The 18,874-nt window shown below is 69.2% G+C and carries 19 protein-coding genes; 6 read left to right on the plus strand and 13 right to left on the minus strand.

What is annotated here, in order from left to right:
* Positions 1 to 2: 2 nt before the first annotated feature.
* Positions 3 to 383, minus strand: a complete 381-nt coding sequence (locus ASE43_RS12810; protein WP_056182212.1) for a diacylglycerol kinase — start codon at positions 381 to 383, stop codon at positions 3 to 5.
* A gap of 515 nt (positions 384 to 898) precedes the next feature.
* On the opposite strand from ASE43_RS12810, the gene ASE43_RS12815 reads away from it, so the two are divergent.
* On the plus strand, positions 899 to 1,366 hold the full coding sequence (locus ASE43_RS12815) for a VOC family protein (RefSeq protein ID WP_057160743.1): 468 nt from the start codon (positions 899 to 901) through the stop codon (positions 1,364 to 1,366).
* A gap of 809 nt (positions 1,367 to 2,175) precedes the next feature.
* On the opposite strand, the gene ASE43_RS12820 is transcribed toward ASE43_RS12815, so the two are convergent.
* The 7 genes from ASE43_RS12820 to ASE43_RS12850 all read right to left on the minus strand — a co-directional run bounded on the left by ASE43_RS12820 (position 2,176) and on the right by ASE43_RS12850 (position 10,329).
* Positions 2,176 to 3,201: an isoaspartyl peptidase/L-asparaginase gene (locus ASE43_RS12820; protein WP_082576656.1), complete on the minus strand. Its 1,026-nt coding sequence runs from the start codon at positions 3,199 to 3,201 to the stop codon at positions 2,176 to 2,178.
* A 53-nt stretch (positions 3,202 to 3,254) separates the two neighbouring features.
* The gene (locus ASE43_RS12825) at positions 3,255 to 4,457 is read right to left on the minus strand and encodes a hypothetical protein (RefSeq protein WP_057160745.1); all 1,203 of its coding nucleotides are present in this window, start codon (positions 4,455 to 4,457) and stop codon (positions 3,255 to 3,257) included.
* A gap of 104 nt (positions 4,458 to 4,561) precedes the next feature.
* Complete coding sequence (locus ASE43_RS12830) at positions 4,562 to 5,797, minus strand: ABC transporter permease (RefSeq protein ID WP_056182220.1); 1,236 nt, start codon at positions 5,795 to 5,797, stop codon at positions 4,562 to 4,564.
* Positions 5,794 to 6,507 (minus strand): ABC transporter ATP-binding protein, encoded by a 714-nt coding sequence (locus ASE43_RS12835; protein ID WP_157489571.1) that lies wholly within the window; start codon positions 6,505 to 6,507, stop codon positions 5,794 to 5,796. Before ASE43_RS12835 ends, ASE43_RS12830 begins: the two co-directional genes overlap by 4 nt.
* Positions 6,504 to 8,069, minus strand: coding sequence for an efflux RND transporter periplasmic adaptor subunit (locus ASE43_RS12840; RefSeq protein WP_057160747.1), 1,566 nt, complete (start codon positions 8,067 to 8,069; stop codon positions 6,504 to 6,506). The genes ASE43_RS12835 and ASE43_RS12840 overlap by 4 nt, the downstream gene beginning before the upstream one ends.
* Positions 8,070 to 8,330: 261 nt before the next feature.
* Positions 8,331 to 9,608: a HAMP domain-containing sensor histidine kinase gene (locus ASE43_RS12845; RefSeq protein ID WP_056182225.1), complete on the minus strand. Its 1,278-nt coding sequence runs from the start codon at positions 9,606 to 9,608 to the stop codon at positions 8,331 to 8,333.
* Between the two features lie 10 nt (positions 9,609 to 9,618).
* Positions 9,619 to 10,329 (minus strand): response regulator transcription factor, encoded by a 711-nt coding sequence (locus tag ASE43_RS12850; protein WP_055900565.1) that lies wholly within the window; start codon positions 10,327 to 10,329, stop codon positions 9,619 to 9,621.
* A gap of 107 nt (positions 10,330 to 10,436) precedes the next feature.
* Here ASE43_RS12850 and ASE43_RS12855 point away from each other — a divergent pair, with 107 nt between their 5' ends.
* The 3 genes from ASE43_RS12855 (at position 10,437) to ASE43_RS12865 (ending at position 13,146) form a co-directional block, all read left to right on the plus strand.
* Positions 10,437 to 10,778, plus strand: coding sequence for a DMT family protein (locus ASE43_RS12855; protein ID WP_157489570.1), 342 nt, complete (start codon positions 10,437 to 10,439; stop codon positions 10,776 to 10,778).
* 292 nt (positions 10,779 to 11,070) lie between these two features.
* The gene (locus ASE43_RS12860; RefSeq protein WP_057160748.1) at positions 11,071 to 11,721 is read left to right on the plus strand and encodes a hypothetical protein; all 651 of its coding nucleotides are present in this window, start codon (positions 11,071 to 11,073) and stop codon (positions 11,719 to 11,721) included.
* Between the two features lie 54 nt (positions 11,722 to 11,775).
* Positions 11,776 to 13,146 (plus strand): peptidoglycan-binding protein, encoded by a 1,371-nt coding sequence (locus tag ASE43_RS12865; protein ID WP_057160750.1) that lies wholly within the window; start codon positions 11,776 to 11,778, stop codon positions 13,144 to 13,146.
* A 124-nt stretch (positions 13,147 to 13,270) separates the two neighbouring features.
* Here ASE43_RS12865 and ASE43_RS12870 read toward each other — a convergent pair whose 3' ends face one another.
* From ASE43_RS12870 to nudE, 5 genes are all read right to left on the minus strand, one after another.
* Positions 13,271 to 13,576 (minus strand): DUF962 domain-containing protein, encoded by a 306-nt coding sequence (locus tag ASE43_RS12870; protein ID WP_057160751.1) that lies wholly within the window; start codon positions 13,574 to 13,576, stop codon positions 13,271 to 13,273.
* 122 nt (positions 13,577 to 13,698) lie between these two features.
* A complete protein-coding gene (locus ASE43_RS12875) occupies positions 13,699 to 14,298 on the minus strand; it encodes a hypothetical protein (RefSeq protein ID WP_057160753.1) in 600 nt (199 codons plus the stop codon).
* A 43-nt stretch (positions 14,299 to 14,341) separates the two neighbouring features.
* Positions 14,342 to 15,172: a nucleoside triphosphate pyrophosphohydrolase gene (mazG, locus tag ASE43_RS12880; protein WP_057160755.1), complete on the minus strand. Its 831-nt coding sequence runs from the start codon at positions 15,170 to 15,172 to the stop codon at positions 14,342 to 14,344.
* The gene (gene cysQ / locus ASE43_RS12885; protein WP_057160756.1) at positions 15,165 to 15,998 is read right to left on the minus strand and encodes a 3'(2'),5'-bisphosphate nucleotidase CysQ; all 834 of its coding nucleotides are present in this window, start codon (positions 15,996 to 15,998) and stop codon (positions 15,165 to 15,167) included. Before cysQ ends, mazG begins: the two co-directional genes overlap by 8 nt.
* Entirely contained in the window at positions 15,995 to 16,558 is a 564-nt protein-coding gene (gene nudE / locus ASE43_RS12890; RefSeq protein WP_056182253.1) for an ADP compounds hydrolase NudE, read from the minus strand. Before nudE ends, cysQ begins: the two co-directional genes overlap by 4 nt.
* Before the next feature lie 80 nt (positions 16,559 to 16,638).
* On the opposite strand from nudE, the gene bioA reads away from it, so the two are divergent.
* A complete protein-coding gene (gene bioA / locus ASE43_RS12895) occupies positions 16,639 to 18,033 on the plus strand; it encodes an adenosylmethionine--8-amino-7-oxononanoate transaminase (protein WP_057161120.1) in 1,395 nt (464 codons plus the stop codon).
* Positions 18,030 to 18,767 carry a 16S rRNA (uracil(1498)-N(3))-methyltransferase gene (locus tag ASE43_RS12900; RefSeq protein ID WP_057160758.1) on the plus strand — a complete coding sequence of 246 codons (738 nt, stop codon included), beginning with the start codon at positions 18,030 to 18,032 and terminating at the stop codon, positions 18,765 to 18,767. The genes bioA and ASE43_RS12900 overlap by 4 nt, the downstream gene beginning before the upstream one ends.
* The last annotated feature ends 107 nt before the right edge of the window (positions 18,768 to 18,874 follow it).

Here is an 18,874-nt window from a genome sequence, read left to right on the forward strand (position 1 = left end):
GCTCAGAACAGGCGCGGCACGACGATCGCGCCCCAGGTCAGCAACACGTTCATCATCAATACGAACACCGCCGCCGACCCCATGTCCTTGGCGCGGCCGGCGAGCTCGTGGAACTCCGGGCCGTAGCGTTCGATCACCGCTTCCACGGCCGAGTTCAACAGTTCGATGCTCAGCACCAGCAGCATCGAGCCGATCAGCAGCACGCGCTCGACCGGGGTCTGGCCCAGCCACCAGCCCAGCGGGGCCAGCACCACGAACAGATAGACCTCGAGCCGGAACGAGGATTCGTGCAGCCAGGCCGCGCGCAGGCCCTGCATGGACCACATCGTCGCCTTGAGGATGCGCGCGGGACCGCGCGGCAGGTGGCCGAATTCGTCTGCCATGGCGGCCTCAGGGGGCGGAAGGGGGGGCGACGCCGGCGCGACTGGCCGGTTGCGGCAAGACGGACGGCGCGGCGGCGCGGCCGCGGCGGGACTGCTCGGTCATGGGCATGAGGGTCGGGCTCTCTCCGGACGGGCCGGCGGGGCGCAGCCGGCGGCCGCTACAGGGCATGGATTTTGCCATAAGCCCCGCTCGGCCGCCCCGGCGGCGACCGTGCCGGATCCGGTTAACGCGGGCCCAGGCCCGGCTTCGCGCCCGCTTAGCGCGGCCGGCGCTAGCCTGCCCGCCCCTGACCGACCGAAACGCCTTGCGCCCATCCGGGCCGGCGCTGCGGGCCGAAGCGTCGAATCCGGCCCGCCCGCGGCCTGCCCGGCCGGCCCGCAGTCGCAGCCGGTGAGAATCGCGCGGTTCAGCATCTGCGCCCGGGCAGCACCGCGTCCGCTTCGATCCGCCCCGGCGCATCGGGCCTTCGCGCACGCAGCGCCGCGCCGAACCCACCACTCACGGAGACACCGACATGGCCGTACAGCCCCGCCCCGATGGCTACCACAGCGTCACGCCCTACGTGATCGTGCACGACGCCAACGCCGCCATCGATTTCTACGTGCGCGCCTTGAACGCGACCGAGATCTACCGCCTGCCCATGGGCGACAAGATCGGCCACGCCGAAATCCGCATCGGCGACAGCGTGATCATGCTGTCCGACGAGTGGCCCGAAATGAACGCGCTCAGCCCCAAGACCCGCGGCGGCGCGACCACCGCTTTCATGATCTACGTCGACGACGCCGATGCCGCGTTCGCCCAGGCGACCCAGGCCGGCGGCAAAGTCGACAAGCCCCTGCAGAACCAGTTCTGGGGCGACCGCACCGGCACCATCGTCGATCCCTTCGGCCACAAGTGGACGCTGGCCACGCACGTCGAGGACGTGTCGGAGGAGGACATGCAGGCGCGGATGCAGGAGTGGTCGTCGCAGCAGGGGGCGTGAGGCGGCTGGCCCCTTCCCTTCTCCGTTCGCGACGACCGAAGGAAGTGCAGGGTTGAGAAGGTGCCTCCGTCGACAGGCTCAGGATAGGCTATGGGCGGATGAGGGGAGCGACCGTGGTTGGCGCTAGAGACCAGCGCCCCTCACTCCTCCGCGTGGATCGCCGTCCCCGGCTCCCATCAGGCTTCACCCAGCTATCAGGGGCAACGGAATGCCCTAGTGTGCGCCTCAAGTAACGAAGCCTGAGCGCTGGCTGTGCCATACGAAGCGCGACCAATATCTGGCCGTGCGCATGCGTAGAGCGTGTAGCTCAGGACATTTAGGCTGAACTCTACAGTGGCCTAACCAACACCGGCTCGCTTTGCCTCTTACCCGGAAACTCAACATACCAGTGCCTTGGCGTTGGAACCTGCTCAGTCGTTGCCTCTATAGGGACCACGATCTTGTTCTCGCAGTCCTCTATCGCCAGCACACGAACTGAAACAGCGGACACTCCCAGGTTGCGCTTGAAGTGGTCCAGCGCAACTCTCTCGAAGGTCTCGGATAGATCAGAGGAAAGGGGGGAGCAGCCCGTCGGCATCCCAAGAACGAACTTGTTGGAGTCAGCCTTTCCGCATCCGCCGATGCAAGCAAGAACGAGCATGGCGACTACCGCCCGAATGCTTTGCATTTGTATCGCTCCATCTCGCTATTCGCGCGTCGCTCAAAACCGCGAAGATCCCAGCCGCATTCGGAAAGCTATGCGGATTGGAAACCCCGCGTTTGGAACGCCCCCCCAGTGGCCATGGTTGCAGGAGAGGGACCAGTAAACCTCACTCCTCTTCGTGAATCGCCGTCCCCCGGCTCCCGTCCGGCTTGACCCAGCCGCGGAACATGCTGCCGCTGTTGAACGGCATCGCGATATGGCCTTCGCGGTCCAGCGCGATCGCGCCGCCGTCGCCGCCGGCGGCGGGAATGAGCTTGTTGATGACCTCGTCGGCCGCCGCCTGCAGGCTGTCGCCGCGGTAGGCGACCCGCGCGCAGATGTCGTGGGCGGCGTTGTAGCGGATGTAGTACTCGCCCCAGCCGGTGCCGGACACGCCGCAGCGATCGTCGGCCCAGGTGCCGGCGCCGATCACCGGCGAATCGCCGACGCGGCCGTAGCGCTTGTTGGTCATGCCGCCGGTGCTGGTGGCCGCGGCGATATGGCCCTGGCGGTCCAGCGCGACCGCGCCCACGGTGCCGAAGTACTTGCCCGGATCGACGGCCGCGTTGGCCTCGCGCTTGCCCTTGGCCGCTTCCTCGCGCTGCGCCTTCTCCAACTGCTGGCGGCGCTTGGGCGTATCGAAATACGTGTTGGGCACGCGCTCGATCTCGGCCCGGGTATCGGCGAAGGCTTCCGCGCCCGCGCCGGCCAGCATCACGTGCGGGCTGTGTTCCATCACCGCGCGCGCCAGCTTGATCGGGTTCTTGATCGTGGTGACGCCGGCGACCGCGCCGGCGCGGCGGGTGTGGCCTTCCATGATCGAGGCGTCGAGTTCGTGGCCGCCGCGGGCGTTGAACACCGCGCCCTTGCCGGCGTTGAAGATCGGCGAATCCTCCAGCACCACCACCACCGCCGACACCGCGTCCAACGCGCTGCCGCCGCCCTGGAGCACGCCGTAACCGGCGTCCAGGGCGCGATTGAGATCGGCATGCGCGGCCTTGCGGTCGGCCTCGCTCAGCGCGTCGCGTGGCACGAAGCCGGCGCCGCCGTGGATCACCAGCGCGATCGGGCGTTCGCCGCTGGGCGGGGTCTGGGCGAGAGCGGCGGGGCTGGACATGGCGGCAAGGCTCAACAGCAGGATCGGCAGGCGCATGGCGGTCTCCTTCAAGACCGCGAGAATAGCCGCCAACGGGTCGCTTGCGCGCGCTAGGGCCGCTGGGCCGCCGCGATCGCCACGTCGCGCTCCCAATAGCCGCGCAGTTGGTTGCGCTGGCGCGGGCTCAGGCCGTCGGCGCAGGCATCGAACAGCGCCTGCGCGGCGGCGGCATCGCCCAGCGCCCAGGTCTCGCGCGCCGCCTCCAGCAGGGCGCGCCGGCGCACATCCAGATTGCCGAACGGATCGAAGTAGGAGTCCACGCGCGCGGCATCCTTGACCCCGTTCCAGGCGAAGCGCGCATCGCCGGCTTCGGCGGCGATGGCGCGGTAACGCGCGATCGCATCCTCGCGCCGGATCCGCGCCTGCAACAGGTCCAGGCGCGTGCGCAACAGACGCGTCTGCGCGGTGGCGCCCTGGGCGTCCAACGCATCCAGCGCGCGCCCGACGTAGGCGTAATCGACCTGGCCGGACTGCGACTGCAGACCCAGCAGGTTGAAGCTGGCGATCGCGGTGCGGTACTCGGGCCGGTCGTGCGCGGCGATATCGGCTGCGCTGGGGCGCCCGTAGCTGGAGGGCTGGACCAGGCGCAGGCCGGGCTCGTCCTTCAGGATCGCCTCGATATCGTGCTTGTGGAATTCGCCGACCACCACCGCCACGCGGCCGCCGGGATGCGCGCGCGCGGCGGCCAGAATGCGACGCGCCTGCATGTAGGTCCGATACAAGTACAGACGGCGCGCCAGATCGTTCTTGGCGTTGGCGGCCGGCGTCGCGGCCCACTGCGTCACCTTCTGCAGATTGGCCGGATCGTCGGCGTGGAAGAAGTCGCGCTGCAGCGTTTGCGCGCCGAAACTGAGGAAGCTGGGGAAACCCTTGAGCAGACGCAGCTCCGGCGGCGCATCCAGGGCCATGCCGAAACCCAGGCGCTGCTCTTCGACCGGCGGCTCCCAATCGATCGGACACAGCTCGATCCCGCTGCGGCGCGCATACGGCACCACCACGTCCTGCACCTCGTAGGTGAACTCGTAGTAGTCGCCGCGCGCGTAGGCGTCCGGCGCGCGCTCGATGCAGATCGCATCGGGCTTCACGCGCGCCAGGAAGGCCTCCAGCAACGCCGGCGGATCGCGCGGCGCGACCAGCTGCGCGGCGTGATCGACGCCGAGGATGGTCACCGTCGTCGGCGCCGCGGCCGTATCCGCGGCCTGGGCCGCGAAGGTCATCGACATCAACAGGGCCAGGGGCCACCACTTGCTCATATCCGCTCCGATCGGGCTGGTCGCACGCACCATGCCAGTCCGCGGCGGCGCCCACCCGTGCCGGTGGTCGTGGTTAGCGTGCGGCGACCGCCGCACGCGAACGCTTACTGCTGGCGCAGCGCCTCGATCGGATCCAGCAACGAAGCCTTGCGCGCGGGGTAGTAGCCGAAGAACAGACCAGTGGCGATCGAGAACGCCGCCGCCAGCCCCACCACCTGCGCGTTCAGCGCCACCGGCAGCGAGCCCAACTTGCCGACCAGCAGCGCGCCGACCACGCCGATCGCGATGCCGATCACGCCGCCGATCATCGCGATCACCATCGCCTCGGCCAGGAACTGGCGGCGAATGTCGCGCGGCCCCGCGCCTACCGCCATGCGCAGGCCGATCTCGCGGATGCGCTCGGTTACCGACACCAGCATGATGTTCATGATGCCGATGCCGCCGATGATCAGGCAGATCGTGGCCACCGCGCCCAACAGCTTGGACATCAGGTTGGTGGTGGCGGTGCGCGTGGCCACCACCTCGGCGATGTTGCGCACGGTGAAGTCGTCGTCGGCGCCGGGCTGGATCTTGTGGCGCTGGCGCAGCAAGGCCTCGATCTCGCCTTGCGCGTAGGTCACGTCCTCGGCGCGCCCCACCCCGACCGCGATCTGCATCACCGCGCCCGGCGGCAGGCCCATCGCGCCGAGCAGGCGGCGGCGTCCGGTTTCCAGCGGCACCAGCAGGATGTCGTCCTGGTCCTGGCCGAAACCGCCCTGGCCCTTGGGCTTGAGCGTGCCGACCACGGTGAACGGCACCCGGCCCAGGCGCAGGGTCTGGCCGATCGCGTCCTCATCGCCGAACAGCTCGCGCCGCACGGTTTCGCCCAGGATCACCGACTTGCCACCGCCGCTGTAATCGCGCGACTCGAAGCCGTTGCCGGAGGCGATGCTCCAGCCGTTGATGTCGAAGAACTCCGGCTGCACGCCCTGCCACTGCGTGGACCAGTTGTTCTCGGCGTAGACCACCTGGGTGCCGCCGCGCAGGGAGCCGGCGACGAACTGCACCTCCGGAATCTCCTGCCGGATCGCGTCGACGTCGCCCTCGTTCAAGGTGAAGAAACTGGATGCGCTCTGGCGCGCGCCACCGCCGCCGCGGCCGGCGCCGGAGCCGATGTCCAGCCGGTTCGACCCCAGGCCCGACACCAGCTTGTCGATCTCGGCCTGGGTGCCCTGGCCCACCGACACCATTACGATCACCGCGGCGATGCCGATGATCACGCCCAGCGAGGTCAAGGCGCTGCGCAGCCAGTTGCCGCGCAGGGCGAATACGGCGGTGCGCAGGACTTCGAGGAAGTTCATGCCGCGCCCTCTTGCTGCTCGTGCAACTCGCCATCGCGCATCGCGAACACGCGGTCGCAGTGCGCGGCCACGTCGGGATCGTGGGTGATCAACACCACGGTGTGATCATCGGCCTGCAGGCGCTTGAACAGGGCCAGGATTTCCTCGCCGGTCTTGGTGTCCAACGCGCCGGTGGGTTCGTCGGCCAGCAGGATCGGCGGGCGGTTGATCAGCGCGCGCGCGATCGCCACGCGCTGCTGCTGGCCGCCGGACAATTCGCTGGGCCGGTGACTGGCGCGCTCGGCCAGGCCGACCGAGGCCAGAGCTTCGCGCGCGCGCTCCAGACGCTGCTCGCGCGGCACGTTGGCGTAGCCCATCGGCATCGCCACGTTTTCCAGCGCGCTCATGCGCGGCAGCAGATTGAAGCCCTGGAACACGAAGCCGATCTTCTCCAGGCGCAGCGCCGCGCGCTCTTCCGCGTCCAGGGTCGCCACATCCACCCCGTCGCACAGGTATTGGCCGCTGCTGGGCGTGTCCAGGCAGCCGATCAGGTTCATCAGGGTCGACTTGCCCGAGCCCGACGGCCCCATGATCGCGACGAACTCGCCGCGACCGATGCGCAGGTCGACCGCGTGCAACGCGATCACCTCGGCCTCGGTGCCCGGCGAATAGACCTTGCCCAGCGCGCGCGTTTCGATCACCGCGGCGCCGGCGGCGGACGCCTCGCTCATGGTTCCTTGCGCCCGCTGCCGACGATCACCTCATCGCCCTGCTGGATGTTGCCCGACACCTCGGTCCAGCTGCCGTCGCTGGCACCTACCCGGACCACGACCAGCTCCGGCTTGCCGTTGACCAGCTTGTACAGCGGTGCGCGGCGCGCGTTGAGCAAGGCCGCGACCTCGCTGTCCCAGCGCGCCTGCTGTTCGGGATTCAAACTGCCGCGGAACTCGGCGAACTGCTGGTTGAAGCGCTCCTGCATGCGCTGACGCAGGGCGCCCGCGGCCGCGCCGGCGTTGCCGCCGCCGCGGATCACGATGCCGCCGCCACCGCCGCCGGGGCCGCGGCCGCCGAACAGCGGGCTGCCGCCGCCGTTCGCGGGCGGCGTGGCCTGGCGCGCGGCCGAACGCTGCTTCATCGCTTCCAGCGCGGCGTCGAAGGTCACCTGCTGCGCCGAACTGAGCTTGAGTTGCTGGGCCACGCGCGGAAGATCGTTGGCCATGCCGCCGCGTCCGCCGCCCTGTGCGCCGGGACCGCCGGCGCCGCCCGCGGCTTGCGCGGCCGGGTCGTCCTCGGCCGGCTTGTAGCGCAGCGCGGCGTTGCCGACCCGCAGCACGTCCTCGCGGCGGCTGACTTCGATCTCGGCGTTGGCGGTCATGCCCGGCAGCAGGATCTGCTCGGCGTTGTCCACCGACACCACCACCGGATAGGTGATCACGTTGCTGGTGTTGGTCGCCGACAGGCGCACCTGCTGGACCTTGCCGCGGAACTGGCGATCGGGAAAGGAGTCGACGGTGAAGCTCACGCCCTGGCCGGGCTTGACCTGGCCGATGTCGGCCTCGTCGATGGCCAGCACGATTTCCATCTTCGACAGGTCCTCGGCGATCTGGAACAGCACCGGCGACTGCAGGCTGGCGGCCACGGTCTGGCCGGGCTCGACGGTGCGGGTCAGGACCACGCCGTCCACGGGCGCGCGGATCACGGTGCGCTCCAGGTTGAGGCGCGAGGTCTGTGTGGAGGCGATCTGCTGGTTGATCTGCGCTTCCGCCGCGGAGACCTGGGCGCGCGCCTGGTCGCGCGCGGCGCGCGCGAGGTCGGCGTCGCTGCGCGCGACCAATTGGCGTTCGACCAGGGCCGATTTGCGCTGGAAATCCAGTTCGGCGTTGCGCAAGGTGGCCTGCGCGGTGGCCAGGCTGGCGCGCGCGCTGGTGACCTGGGCCGAGCCCTGGGCGATCTGCGCCTGGTAGGTGCTGGGATCGATCTTGGCGATCACCTGGCCCTTGTGCACGCGGTCGTTGAAGTCCACCAGCACGTCGGTGACCTGGCCCGAGATCTGGCTGCCGACGTCGACGGTCGAGATCGCCGCGAGCGCGCCGGTGGCCGAAATCGCGACCCGGATGTCGCCGCGCTCGGCCTTGGCGGTGCGATAGGCCGAGGCTTCCGCCTGCTCGTTGCGCTGCGTGTAGTAGTAATAACCGCCGCCGGCCAGGGCCAGCAGCACCGCGGCGACGACGGCGCGGCGGATCCAGGGCGAGGGTTTGCGAACGGGCGACTGCGTCTTGCGGGCTGCGCTCATGAGGTTCTGATTGAGAGGTATGGAGCCGGCAACGCGCGCGGCCGCTTTCGGTTGACAGGCCGGGGGGCGGTTTCGTTCCCGGGCGGGGCCGCTGCACGGCGGACTCAGCTTAGCGGGCCTGAGCCTACTTTGGATGCCGGCGGGCCCGGAAGCGTCGCGGGAAGGGGCAGCTAGTAACGAGTTGGACCAGGAACGAGTAACTGGTAGGGGCGGTGAGCCACGCCGTCACTCGTTACTCGTTACTGCCCACTAGTTCCTGCCTCAATGGCTGAAACGGATCACCGCCAGCGTGCCCTGCCCCGGCACGCTGCTCAGCTGCACCGGCCAGCCGAAGCGTTCGCCCAGGCGGCGCACGATCGACAGCCCCATGCCCTTGCCGTCCACGCCGGAGAAATCGGCGCGATAGAACGGGTCGAAGGCGCGGTTGAGGGTTTCGGCGGACATGCCGATGCCGGTATCGCGGATTTCGATGCGGTCGCGCGCCAGATGCACGTCGATGCGGCCGGCGTCGGTGAAGCGCACCGCGTTGCTGAGCAGGTTGCCGACCATCACGCTGAGCACGTGCGGCGGCGCCAGCAGGCGCGGCCCGCCGTCGTCGACCACATTGAGCTCGACGTCCTTGCCGGTCAGCATCGGCCGCACCCGCTCGACCTCGTGATCGACGATCTCGCGGACCGGGAACTCCTCGCTCTGCGGCGCGATCTCGGCCTCGCGCGCGAGGATCAGGAAGGCGTCGATCACCGCCTCCATGTCGCGCCCGGCGCGCTGCACGCGCGCCAGCGAACGCTGCGCGCGCACCGGGGTTTCCGGATCGGCCAGCATCAGGTCGGTGGCCACCCGGATCACGGTCAGCGGCGTGCGCAGCTCGTGGCTGGCGTCGCGGGTGAAGTCGCGCTCGCGCTGGACGAATTCGCCGACGCGCTGGGCCAGTCCGCGCAAGGCGCTGGAAAGCTGGCGCACCTCGGTGCCGATCTCGCCGGGCAGGTCCTCCAGCGACGCCGCGACCGCGCGCGGGTCGCGCGGGTCCCAATGCGCGACCGCCGCGGCCAGGCGATTGACCGGCGTGACCAGGCGCTTGGTGTTGCGGTAGGTCAGCCAGGAAATGAAGTACATGGTCAGCAGCGACAACAGCAGCGATGCCAGACCGGTGAACAGGATCGCCTCGTCGATCAGCTCCGACGAGTACAGCAGGTAGAACGCGCCCTCGGCGCGGCGATCGACCAACATCACCCGGTCGTCGCCGGGCAGCTCGTTGAGGCCCTGTCGGCTGGTGCCGCGCGCGACCGCCGGCAGCCCGTCGTTGCTGGCGCCGGCGGGAATGAAATAGCCGACCGTGGTCGACGTGATCGGCAACGGGTGCTGCGGATCGCGCGCATGCCCGGCCCAGAACGCATCGGCCTCGCGCTGCATGCGCTGTTCCAGCACCAGGTTGCGCACCGCCAATCCCGCCAGGCCTATGCCCAGCGTGATGACGATGCTGCCGATCAAAGCTTGCGCGATGAAGGCAAGCTTGATCTTGCGTGGCAACCCCTGCGGCATGGCGGCAGGCTCAATCCGGCGGCTGCGAGATGTCCGCGACGCGGTAGCCGGCGCTCTGCACGGTGTGCAGCAGCTGCTTGCCGAACGGCTTGTCGATGGTCTTGCGCAGGTTGTAGAGATGGCTGCGCAGGGTGTCGGAGTCCGGCAGGCCGTTGCCCCAGATCTCGCGCTCGATTTCCTGGCGGCTCACCACGCGCGGCGATTCGCGCATCAGAATGGTCAACAGGCGCAGCCCGATCGGCGACAACTGCAGTTCGCTGCCGCCGCGGGTCACCCGCAGGCTGGCCGGGTCCAGCACCAGATCGGCGACCTTGAGCACCTCGCCGCCGACCTGGCGGCGCTCGCGACGGATCAGGGCGCGCAGGCGCGCTTCGAGTTCCTGGATCGCGAAGGGCTTGGTCAGGTAGTCGTCGGCGCCGGCGCTGAGGCCGGTCAGCTTTTCGTCCAGGGTGTCGCGCGCGGTCAGCATCAGCACCGGCGTCGACTTGCGCGCTTCCTCGCGCAGGCGCTTGCACACCTCGATGCCGTCCAGACGCGGCAGCATCAGGTCCAGCACGACCACGTCGTAGCTGTTCTCGGCCGCCAGACGGTAACCGTCCAGGCCATCGGCGGCGTAGTCGACCTCGAAACCACGCCCTTCCAAGTATTCGCCCACCATCTCGGAGATGTTGCGATTGTCCTCCACGATCAGGACCAAGCCCCCGTCTCTAGTGCCCTGCATGCAGCTCTCCAGTTTCCTTCAGTTTTGTGAAGACTGCCGGGGTCGGGGTGGACGCCCCGTGAAGGACCGGCGTTAAGCTGCCCACTTTCCCTTGCGAACCGCCCCCTATGCTTGCCGACCGCCTGTACCCGATCCTGCTGCTGCTGGGCTCCAACCTGTTCATGACCTTCGCCTGGTACGGCCACCTGAAGTACAAGTCGGCGCCGCTGACCGCCGCCATCCTGGTCAGCTGGGGCATCGCCTTCTTCGAGTACTGCCTGATGGTGCCGGCCAACCGCATCGGCAGCGCGGTCTACTCGGCGCCGCAGCTCAAGGGCATGCAGGAGGTCATCACCCTGCTGGTGTTCGCCGGCTTCTCGGCCTGGTACCTGGAGCAGCCGTTGAAGTGGAACCACTGGGCCGGTTTCGGCCTGATCGTGGTGGCGGCCTGGCTGATCTTTCTGGACTGAGCCTCCCGGAACGATCCGCCCCCGACCGATCCGGCACAGCGTCGGCCGGGGTCAGGCGCGCAAACAGCCCCCGCGTCGTCGCTCTCGGTCGCATCACGACATTCTCTGGCGGTTGCTCCACAGAAGTGACGCATTCAATGATGACATTGCGTGTAGTCCGCACGAAAGTCCACGATTCGTGAAGACGCATGCGCGTTGCCGTTAGGTAGAGTGCGGCGACGCCGGTTCGCGATCGCGAGCCTGACGGCCGCTACTCTCCCAAGCGAATCGCCAGAACACCGCAAGGATCGCCATGGCTCGACGCACGCCCTCCCCTGCATTCGACACGCTGCGCTGGCACGGCGCGGTGCGTTACGTTGCGGTCTTCGCGACATTATGGCTGACCACCGCTTGCGCCTCGCCAGGCGCGACCGCTGCCAGCCCGGCGCGCACGACCCCGAATACCGATGAACTGTCGGCGTTCGTTCCCGCCGGCGCGAATTTGCTGGCGAGCGCCCGCGGCGATTTGGATGGCGACGGCGACGAAGATGCGCTGTTGGCGATCGATCCGGGCGGCAGCGGCGACGCCGCCTTCGCGCCGCGTGCCTTGCTGCTGTTGCGGCGCGATGCCGGCGGCATCTTACGTCTCGCGGTGGACAGCCCCAACGCCATTCTCTGCCGCAATTGCGGCGGCATGAGCGGCGACCCGCTGCAGGGCATCCGCACCGGCAAGGGCGAATTCACGCTGCGCTTCGAAGGCGGCTCGCGCGAGTTGTGGTCCAGCGAATACCGGTTCGTCTTTAACGGGCGAGACGACGCGTGGCATTTGGCCGGCATCGTCTTCCGTGGCTTCGATCGGGCCGACGGCAAACAAGCCGAGCGCCGACAGACCGACGCCGAATTCGGCGCCGTGGCGCTGGCCACCTTCGACCCCAAGAAGTTTCCGGCCGACGCGCTGCCCTGAGCCCGCCCCCGCGCATCGCCGTACTCGATACCAGGCTGGAACAAGGACGACACCATGCCCACCGAAAACGAAATCGAAATGCTGCGCGCGGCCCGCGCCGCCGGCATCACCACTCGCGAGGAAATGGCCAACTTCATGGGCCAGCTGGGGCACGAATCCGGCGGGTTCACGCGCCTGGAGGAAGGCTTCCGCTACACCCAGGGCATCCAGCAGATTCCGGTCGATTACGCGCATCGCGAAGGCGACGCCGCCTTGGAGGCCGCGCGACGCCAGGCCTTGAACGGCCAGCCGGAAGAACTTGCGCGACTCATGTATGGCGGCCGCATGGGCAACGACGACGTCGGCGATGGCTATCTCTATCGCGGTCGCGGCTACACCCAGCTCACGGGCCAGAACAACTATCGCGATGCGGGTGCGGCGCTGGGCCTGGATCTGATCAACGATCCGGACCTCGCTGCCGATCGCGGCAACGCCCAACGTATCGCGCTGTGGTACTGGCAGGAACGCGTACCCGCGGCGCAGCGCGACGACGTATCGGGCGCCACGCAGGCCATCAATAACGGCGAGAACGGTCTGGCCGACCGCCTCAATCGTTACGACGCCTGGCATGCGGTGTTGACGCCGGAGTTCATCGCCGAGCTCGACGCCGGCCGCGTCCAGGCGGGAGCAGGGGTAGAACCGGCAACCCGCCGGCCGGCAATGGAAGACGGCGCCCTGCGCCGCTTGGAGACGGGCCCCGAAGTGGGGCAGCTGCGCGACAACCTGCGCACGCTCGACATCCGCGATGAGAACGACCGCAGGATCGGTGCCGGCACCACGTTCGACCGTTCCACCGAACAGGCGGTAAGGCAGTTCCAGGAACACAACGGCCTGGCGGTCACCGGACGCGCCGATCCCACCACCTTGCAGGCCATCGATCGCGCCGTGGAACGGCATCGCCAGCAGAACGAGACGCCGGCTCCCGCGCGCAGCGATGCAAGCGAACCCCAGCCGACGACCGGCGGCCGCCAGCGCCAAGGCGCTCTGCTGCTCGACGACCCGCTCCACCCGAACCACGGCATGTATGCGCGCCTGCTGAACACGGCCAACGAGCGCGACGCGGCCTTAGGCCTCGCGCCGAATCCGCTGAATCCGCAGCTGTCAGGAGGCCTGACCGTGGACGCGCGCAAGCGCGGCCTGGACGAGATCGGGTTCGCGCAGTTCAGCACGGACGGCAGCCGCGTCTACATGGCCGACAGCCAGGACCCGTCGGCGCCATGGGGGAGGAAGGCCGTGGGCGACGTGGCCCTGGCCCAGCAACGCAGCTTGTCCGAAAGCAGCGAGCAGGTCGCGGAACTCAACCGCGCGCAGGCGCCACAGCCCTCGGCGTCCACCCAGACCAGGCAGCAGGACGGCCCGGTCACGCCGGCTCCGCGTCAGGTGTAGCGAACCGTGCTTGCCACCGGGCCCGGAGACATCGCGGGCCGCCGTGGGCGCTGGACCTTCTTGGAAGCTGAAGCTCTTGGAGGTGGCTGTTCTCGGAACCGGACGCTGTCAGAACCGTACCCCGTCAGAACCGGATCTTGCCGGTCAGGATGTCCTTGAACATCACCCAGTCGCCGACGAAGGAATACAGCGGGTGCTTGAAGGTCGCCGGGCGATTCTTCTCGAAGAAGAAATGCCCGACCCAGGCGAAACCGTAGCCGCAGACCAGCGCCGCCAGCAGCAGCCAGGGCCGGCCCTGGATCACGGCCAGCGCCAGCAACACCAGCACCCCGCAGCTGCCGATGAAATGCAGGCGCCGACTGGTGCGGTTGCTGTGTTCGCTGAGGTAGAAGGGGTAGAACTCGTTGAAGCTCGCGAATCGGTTGGCCATGGCTGCCTCCTCGTCCTCTATCGAGCTGACCGGCGCGGTGGCCCGTCAACCTCGCCCCAATTCCGTCCGGCGTCTGTGAACACGGTACGCCGCTTGATCTTAATCAACTCCCGCGGCGCCGGCTAAAACCCAGACAACTCGATCCTGTCCTTTGCGGCAAGGCCGTACCGGCCGCCACGCTGATCGATGCCTACCACGTGCGTGCGCCCGCAAGCGGAGAAACGCCATTTTTCGGTAGGCACGGCTTGTCCTTCTTTCGATTGCGCCGGAGCCGGTATCGCATCGGCCTCCACGCCGTCCAGAACCAAACAGTCCAGACGCGCCAGCGCCAGCGGAGCGATGGATGAGACGATCGCCTTACCCGCTTCGGAATCGAGCTGCGAGCCGGAGACCTGCGGATACGTGGGCTGGCCCCAGTCGTTGATCTTGTCGACGCATTGGTACGACGCGATCAGCTTGTTGCCGCCGTTGGCCGAGGTGATCGCGATGCCGACGAACTTCATCTGGCGTTGTCCCTGCTTGCTGCGCGCATAGTCGCGCAAGGGTGCCAGCCGGTCCTGCGGGATCCCGGCCTGCCAGGCCGCCAGCGCGCTATCGACCTGTTTGGACAACGCGGGCGCCACTTGCTTGCAGTTGTCCGCGAACGCCAGCTGGTACAGATAGTCCATGTTCGGATCGTCGGCCGCGCGCGCGCCCTGCGGCCAGAACGCGGCCAGCGACAAGGTCGCGCAGATCGCCAGCCATCCAGAATTCCCCTTTCCCACGTCAGCGCTCCCCGGCCTTGGCCCGATTCCAGTACTTGTCCTGCACATCCAGCGGCAGCGTCGTCAAAGGCGTGCCCTCGCCGGCCGCGAGCTGCTCCATGGCGCGGAAGCGCCGCTCGAACTTGAGGTTGGCGCGCCGCAGCGCGGCGCCCACGTCGACCTTGCCGTGCCGGGCCAGATTCGCGGCCACGAACAACAGATCGCCGATCTCGTCCTCGAGGCGGTCGCGCGCGGCCGCATCGTCGGGCGCGGCGGCGACGGCGTCGAACTCGGCGCGCACTTCCTCGATTTCCTCGTGCAGCTTGGCGATCACCGGGGTTACGTTGGGCCAGTCGAAGCCGACCGAGGCGGCGCGCTTTTGCAGTTTCACCGCGCGCTGCCATTCCGGCAGGCCGCGCGCGATGCCCGCGAGCGCGGAGGTGTCGGCCTCGCCGGCCGCCTCGCGCTCGCGGCGCTTCTGTTCTTCCCAGGCCACGGTCTGGGCCTCGACGTCCTCGACGCTGGCGTCGGCGAACACGTGCGGGTGGCGGCGTACCATCTTGTCGCTGATCGCGGCGACCACGTCGGCGAACGCGAACGCGCTCTGCTCCTCGGCCATGCGCGCGTGGAAGACCACCTGCAACAACAGGTCGCCGAGTTCGTCCTTCAGCGCCGGCAGGTCTTCGCGGTCGATCGCATCGGCGACTTCGTAGGCCTCTTCGACCGTGTACGGCGCGATGGTGGCGAAGGTCTGCTCGACGTCCCAGGGGCAGCCGCCGTCCGGGTCGCGCAAGCGCGCCATGATCGCGATCAGACCGGCGATGCCGTCCGGCAGCGGCGCGCCCTCAGCCATCCAGGCAGTCTCGCCAGGGCAGCGAAGGATCGCCCAAGGCGATGAAGTCGCCGTTGAGGATGCGCGCGCGTTGGTTGTAGCGGAACGGTCGCCCCTGCGGATCCAGCACCTGCCCGCCCGCGGCTTCGAGCACGCATTGGCCGGCGGCGGTGTCCCATTCGCTGGTCGGGCCGAAGCGCGGATAAATGTCCATGCCGCCCTCGGCGATGCGGCAGAACTTGAGCGAGGAGCCCAGGCCGATCGGCTCGACCTGGCCGCCGGCCAGCGTCGACAGGCGGCTCATGAAGGCTTCGGTGCGCGCGTCGCGGTGCGAACGGCTGGCGGCCACGCGCAGCGGCGGGCTGGCCGGGATGCGCACCTGCAAGGCCTGTTCGCGCTCGCCGTCGCGGCGGAACGCGCGGCCGCCGCGCACGCCGTACCAGAGCGCGCCGCCGACCGGGGCCTGGACCACGCCGAACACCGGCACGCCATCGTCGATCAGGGCCAGGTTGACGGTGAACTCGCCGTTGCGCTTGACGAACTCGCGGGTGCCGTCGAGCGGATCGACCAGCCACAGCCGCCGCCACTGCCGGCGCAGCTCGAACGACACCTCGTGCGCGGATTCCTCCGACAGCACCGGGATATCGGGGGTGAGCCCGGCCAGGCCGTCGACGATGCAATGGTGCGCGGCCAGGTCGGCCGCGGTCAGCGGCGAGGCGTCGGCCTTGTGCTCGACGTCGAAGTCCTGCTCGTAGATCGCCAGGATCGCGGCGGCCGCGTCGCGCGCGATCGCGATCGCGCCTTCGACCAGGGCCTGGTCCACATAGTCGGGTGCGGTATCGGTCATGCGGGGGGATGCTCTACCTGGGTGCGCAGCCATTCGCGCGCGATGAACAGGGCGGCGATGCTGCGGCCCTCGGAAAAGTCCTCGCACAGGATCAGCTCGTGCAGGCGGTCGAGTTTCCAGGGCACGACCTCGAGCTCTTCGGGCTCGTCGCCGGGCAGGCGCTGCGGGTACAGGTCGCGCGCCACCACCAGCTGCGCCTGATGGCTCATGTAGGTCGGCGCCAGGGACAGCGAGCGCAGCAGGGTCAGGGAGTGCGCGCCGTAGCCCGCCTCCTCCTTGAGCTCGCGGTCGGCGGCCTCGATCGCGGTCTCGCCCTCGTCTATCCGGCCCTTGACCAGGCCCAGCTCGTAGCGGTGCACGCCGGCGGCGTACTCGCGCACCAGCAGCACGGTCTCGGCGTCGATCATGGGCACCACCACCACCGCGCCGTGGCCGCGCCCGAGCAGGCGCTCGTAGCGGCGGCGTTCGCCGTTGGAAAACTCCAGGTCCAGCCGCTCCAGCTTGTAGGGCCCGGCGTCGTGCTCGGTGACCCCGTGAATGATGGGCAGGCGCCGGCTCACGAACGCACTCCCGCGGTGCGTGTGCGCGGGGCAAAAGGCGGGATAATGGCGGGATGCAAGATACGAATCAGCATGCCGCGATGCTAGCAGAGGGCGGCGTCTCCGAGGCCGACGCCTGGCGCAAACGCGACCTCGCCGTGCTCTGGCACCCGTGCACCCAGATGCGCGAACACCCCGACACGCTGCCGCTGCTGCCGATCGCCGGCGGCCAGGGGCCGTGGCTGATCGGACGCGACGGCCGGCGCTACCTGGACGCGATCTCGAGCTGGTGGACCAACCTGTTCGGCCACGCCGAGCCGCGCATCGCCGAGGCCATCGCAACCCAGGCGCGCACGCTGGAACACGTGATCCTGGCCGGCTGCTCGCACGCGCCGGCGGTGGAACTGGCCGAAGGCCTGCTGCGGATCGCCCCGCGCGAAGCCGGGCGCGCGCCGCTGGCCAAGGTGTTCTACGCCGACAACGGCTCGGCCGGGGTCGAGGTGGCGCTGAAGATGGCCTTCCATTGGTTCCGCAACCGCGGCGAGCCGGGACGCACCAAGTTCATCGCCCTGGACAACGGCTATCACGGCGAGACCCTGGGCGCGCTCGCGGTCGGCGACATTCCGCTGTACCGGCGCGTGTACGCGCCGCTGCTGGCCGAGGCGCTGTTCGCGCCCTCGCCCGACGCCTACCTGTGCGAGCCGGGCGAGACGCCGGCGCAGCGCGCCCAGCACGCGGCCGACGGCCTGCGCGTGCTGCTCGAACGCCATGCCGGCGAAGTCTGCGCGCTGATCCTGGAGCCGCGCGTGCAATGCGCGGGCGGCATGCGCATGCACGACGCATCCTACCTGCGCCACGTGCGCGCGCTGTGCGACGAGTTCGGCGTGTTCCTGATCGCCGACGAGATCGCGGTCGGGTTCGGCCGCACCGGCACGATGTTCGCGTGCGAACAGGCCGGCATCGCGCCCGACCTGCTGTGCCTGTCCAAGGGCCTGACCGGCGGCGCGCTGCCGCTGGCCGCGGTACTGACCACCCAGGCCATTTACGACGGTTTCCTCGACGATTCGCGCGAGCGCGCCTTCCTGCACTCGCACAGCTACACCGGCAACCCCTTGGCCTGCGCCGCGGCGTTGGCCGCGCAGGCCATCTTCGCCAGCGACGATATCCTGGCGCGCAACCGCGCCACCGCCGCGCGCATGGCCGAGCTGGCCGCGCCGCTGGCCGCGCATGCGCACGTCGCCGACGTGCGCCAGGCCGGCATGATCGTCGCCTTCGAACTCACCCAAGGCGGCGACAAGCGCACTCCGTTCGAGGCCTCGGCCCGGATCGGCCTGCGCGCCTACCGGGCGGCGCTGGAGCGCGGCGTGCTGCTGCGTCCGCTCGGCGACGTGCTGTACTGGATGCCGCCCTACTGCGTCGACGACGAGGCGCTGACGCTACTCGCGCGAACCACGCGCGAGGCCATCGACCAAGCGGTGGCGGAGGCCGGCGCATGAGGCTGACGCGCGTCCACGTCGATCAGCCGCTGCGCGCGGGCACCGAACTGGCCCTGCCCGAGGGCCCGGCCACGCATCTGGCGCGGGTGCTGCGGCTGGGCGTCGGCGATGCCTGCGTGCTGTTCAACGGCGACGGCCACGACTACCCGGCGCGCATCGTCGCCCTGGGCAAGCGCGAGCTGCGTGTCGCCATCGATGCGGCCATGCCGGTGGAACGCGAATCGCCGCTGCGCCTGGTGCTGCTGCAAGGCATCGCGCGCGGCGAGAAGATGGACCTGATCCTGCAGAAGGCGACCGAACTGGGCGTGGCCGAAGTGCGCCCGCTGTGGTCGCAGCGCAGCGAGGTCAAGCTGGACGAGGCGCGCGCCGAGAAGCGGCTCGCGCATTGGCGCAGTGTGGTGGCCTCGGCCTGCGAGCAGAGCGGCCGCGCGCGCGTGCCCGAGGTCGCCGCGCCCTTGTCGCTGAGCGCGGCGCTGGCGGCGCTGCCTGCCGGCGGCCTGCGCCTGATCCTGGACCCGGAAGGCGAGCTCGCCTTCTCGACCCTGAGCGTGGACGCCGACGCGGCGGTCCACCTGGCGATCGGCCCGGAAGGCGGCTGGTCGCCGCTGGACCGCGAACAACTGCGCGCCGCAGGCTTCCTCGGCCTGCGCCTGGGCCCGCGCATCCTGCGCACCGAAACCGCCGGCCTGGCCGCGATCGCGGCCCTGCAGGCGCGGTTCGGCGATCTGGCTTGAGGATGGCGTGCGAGGCGGCTCGCTGCGCTCACCGCATCCTACGAGGTGCGCGGTTTCGTCGGGAACGTAGGATGTGGTGAGCCATAGGCGAACCGCATCGCGCGCCG

It is taken from the genome of Lysobacter sp. Root983 (assembly GCF_001429345.1).
Classification (GTDB): domain Bacteria; phylum Pseudomonadota; class Gammaproteobacteria; order Xanthomonadales; family Xanthomonadaceae; genus Lysobacter.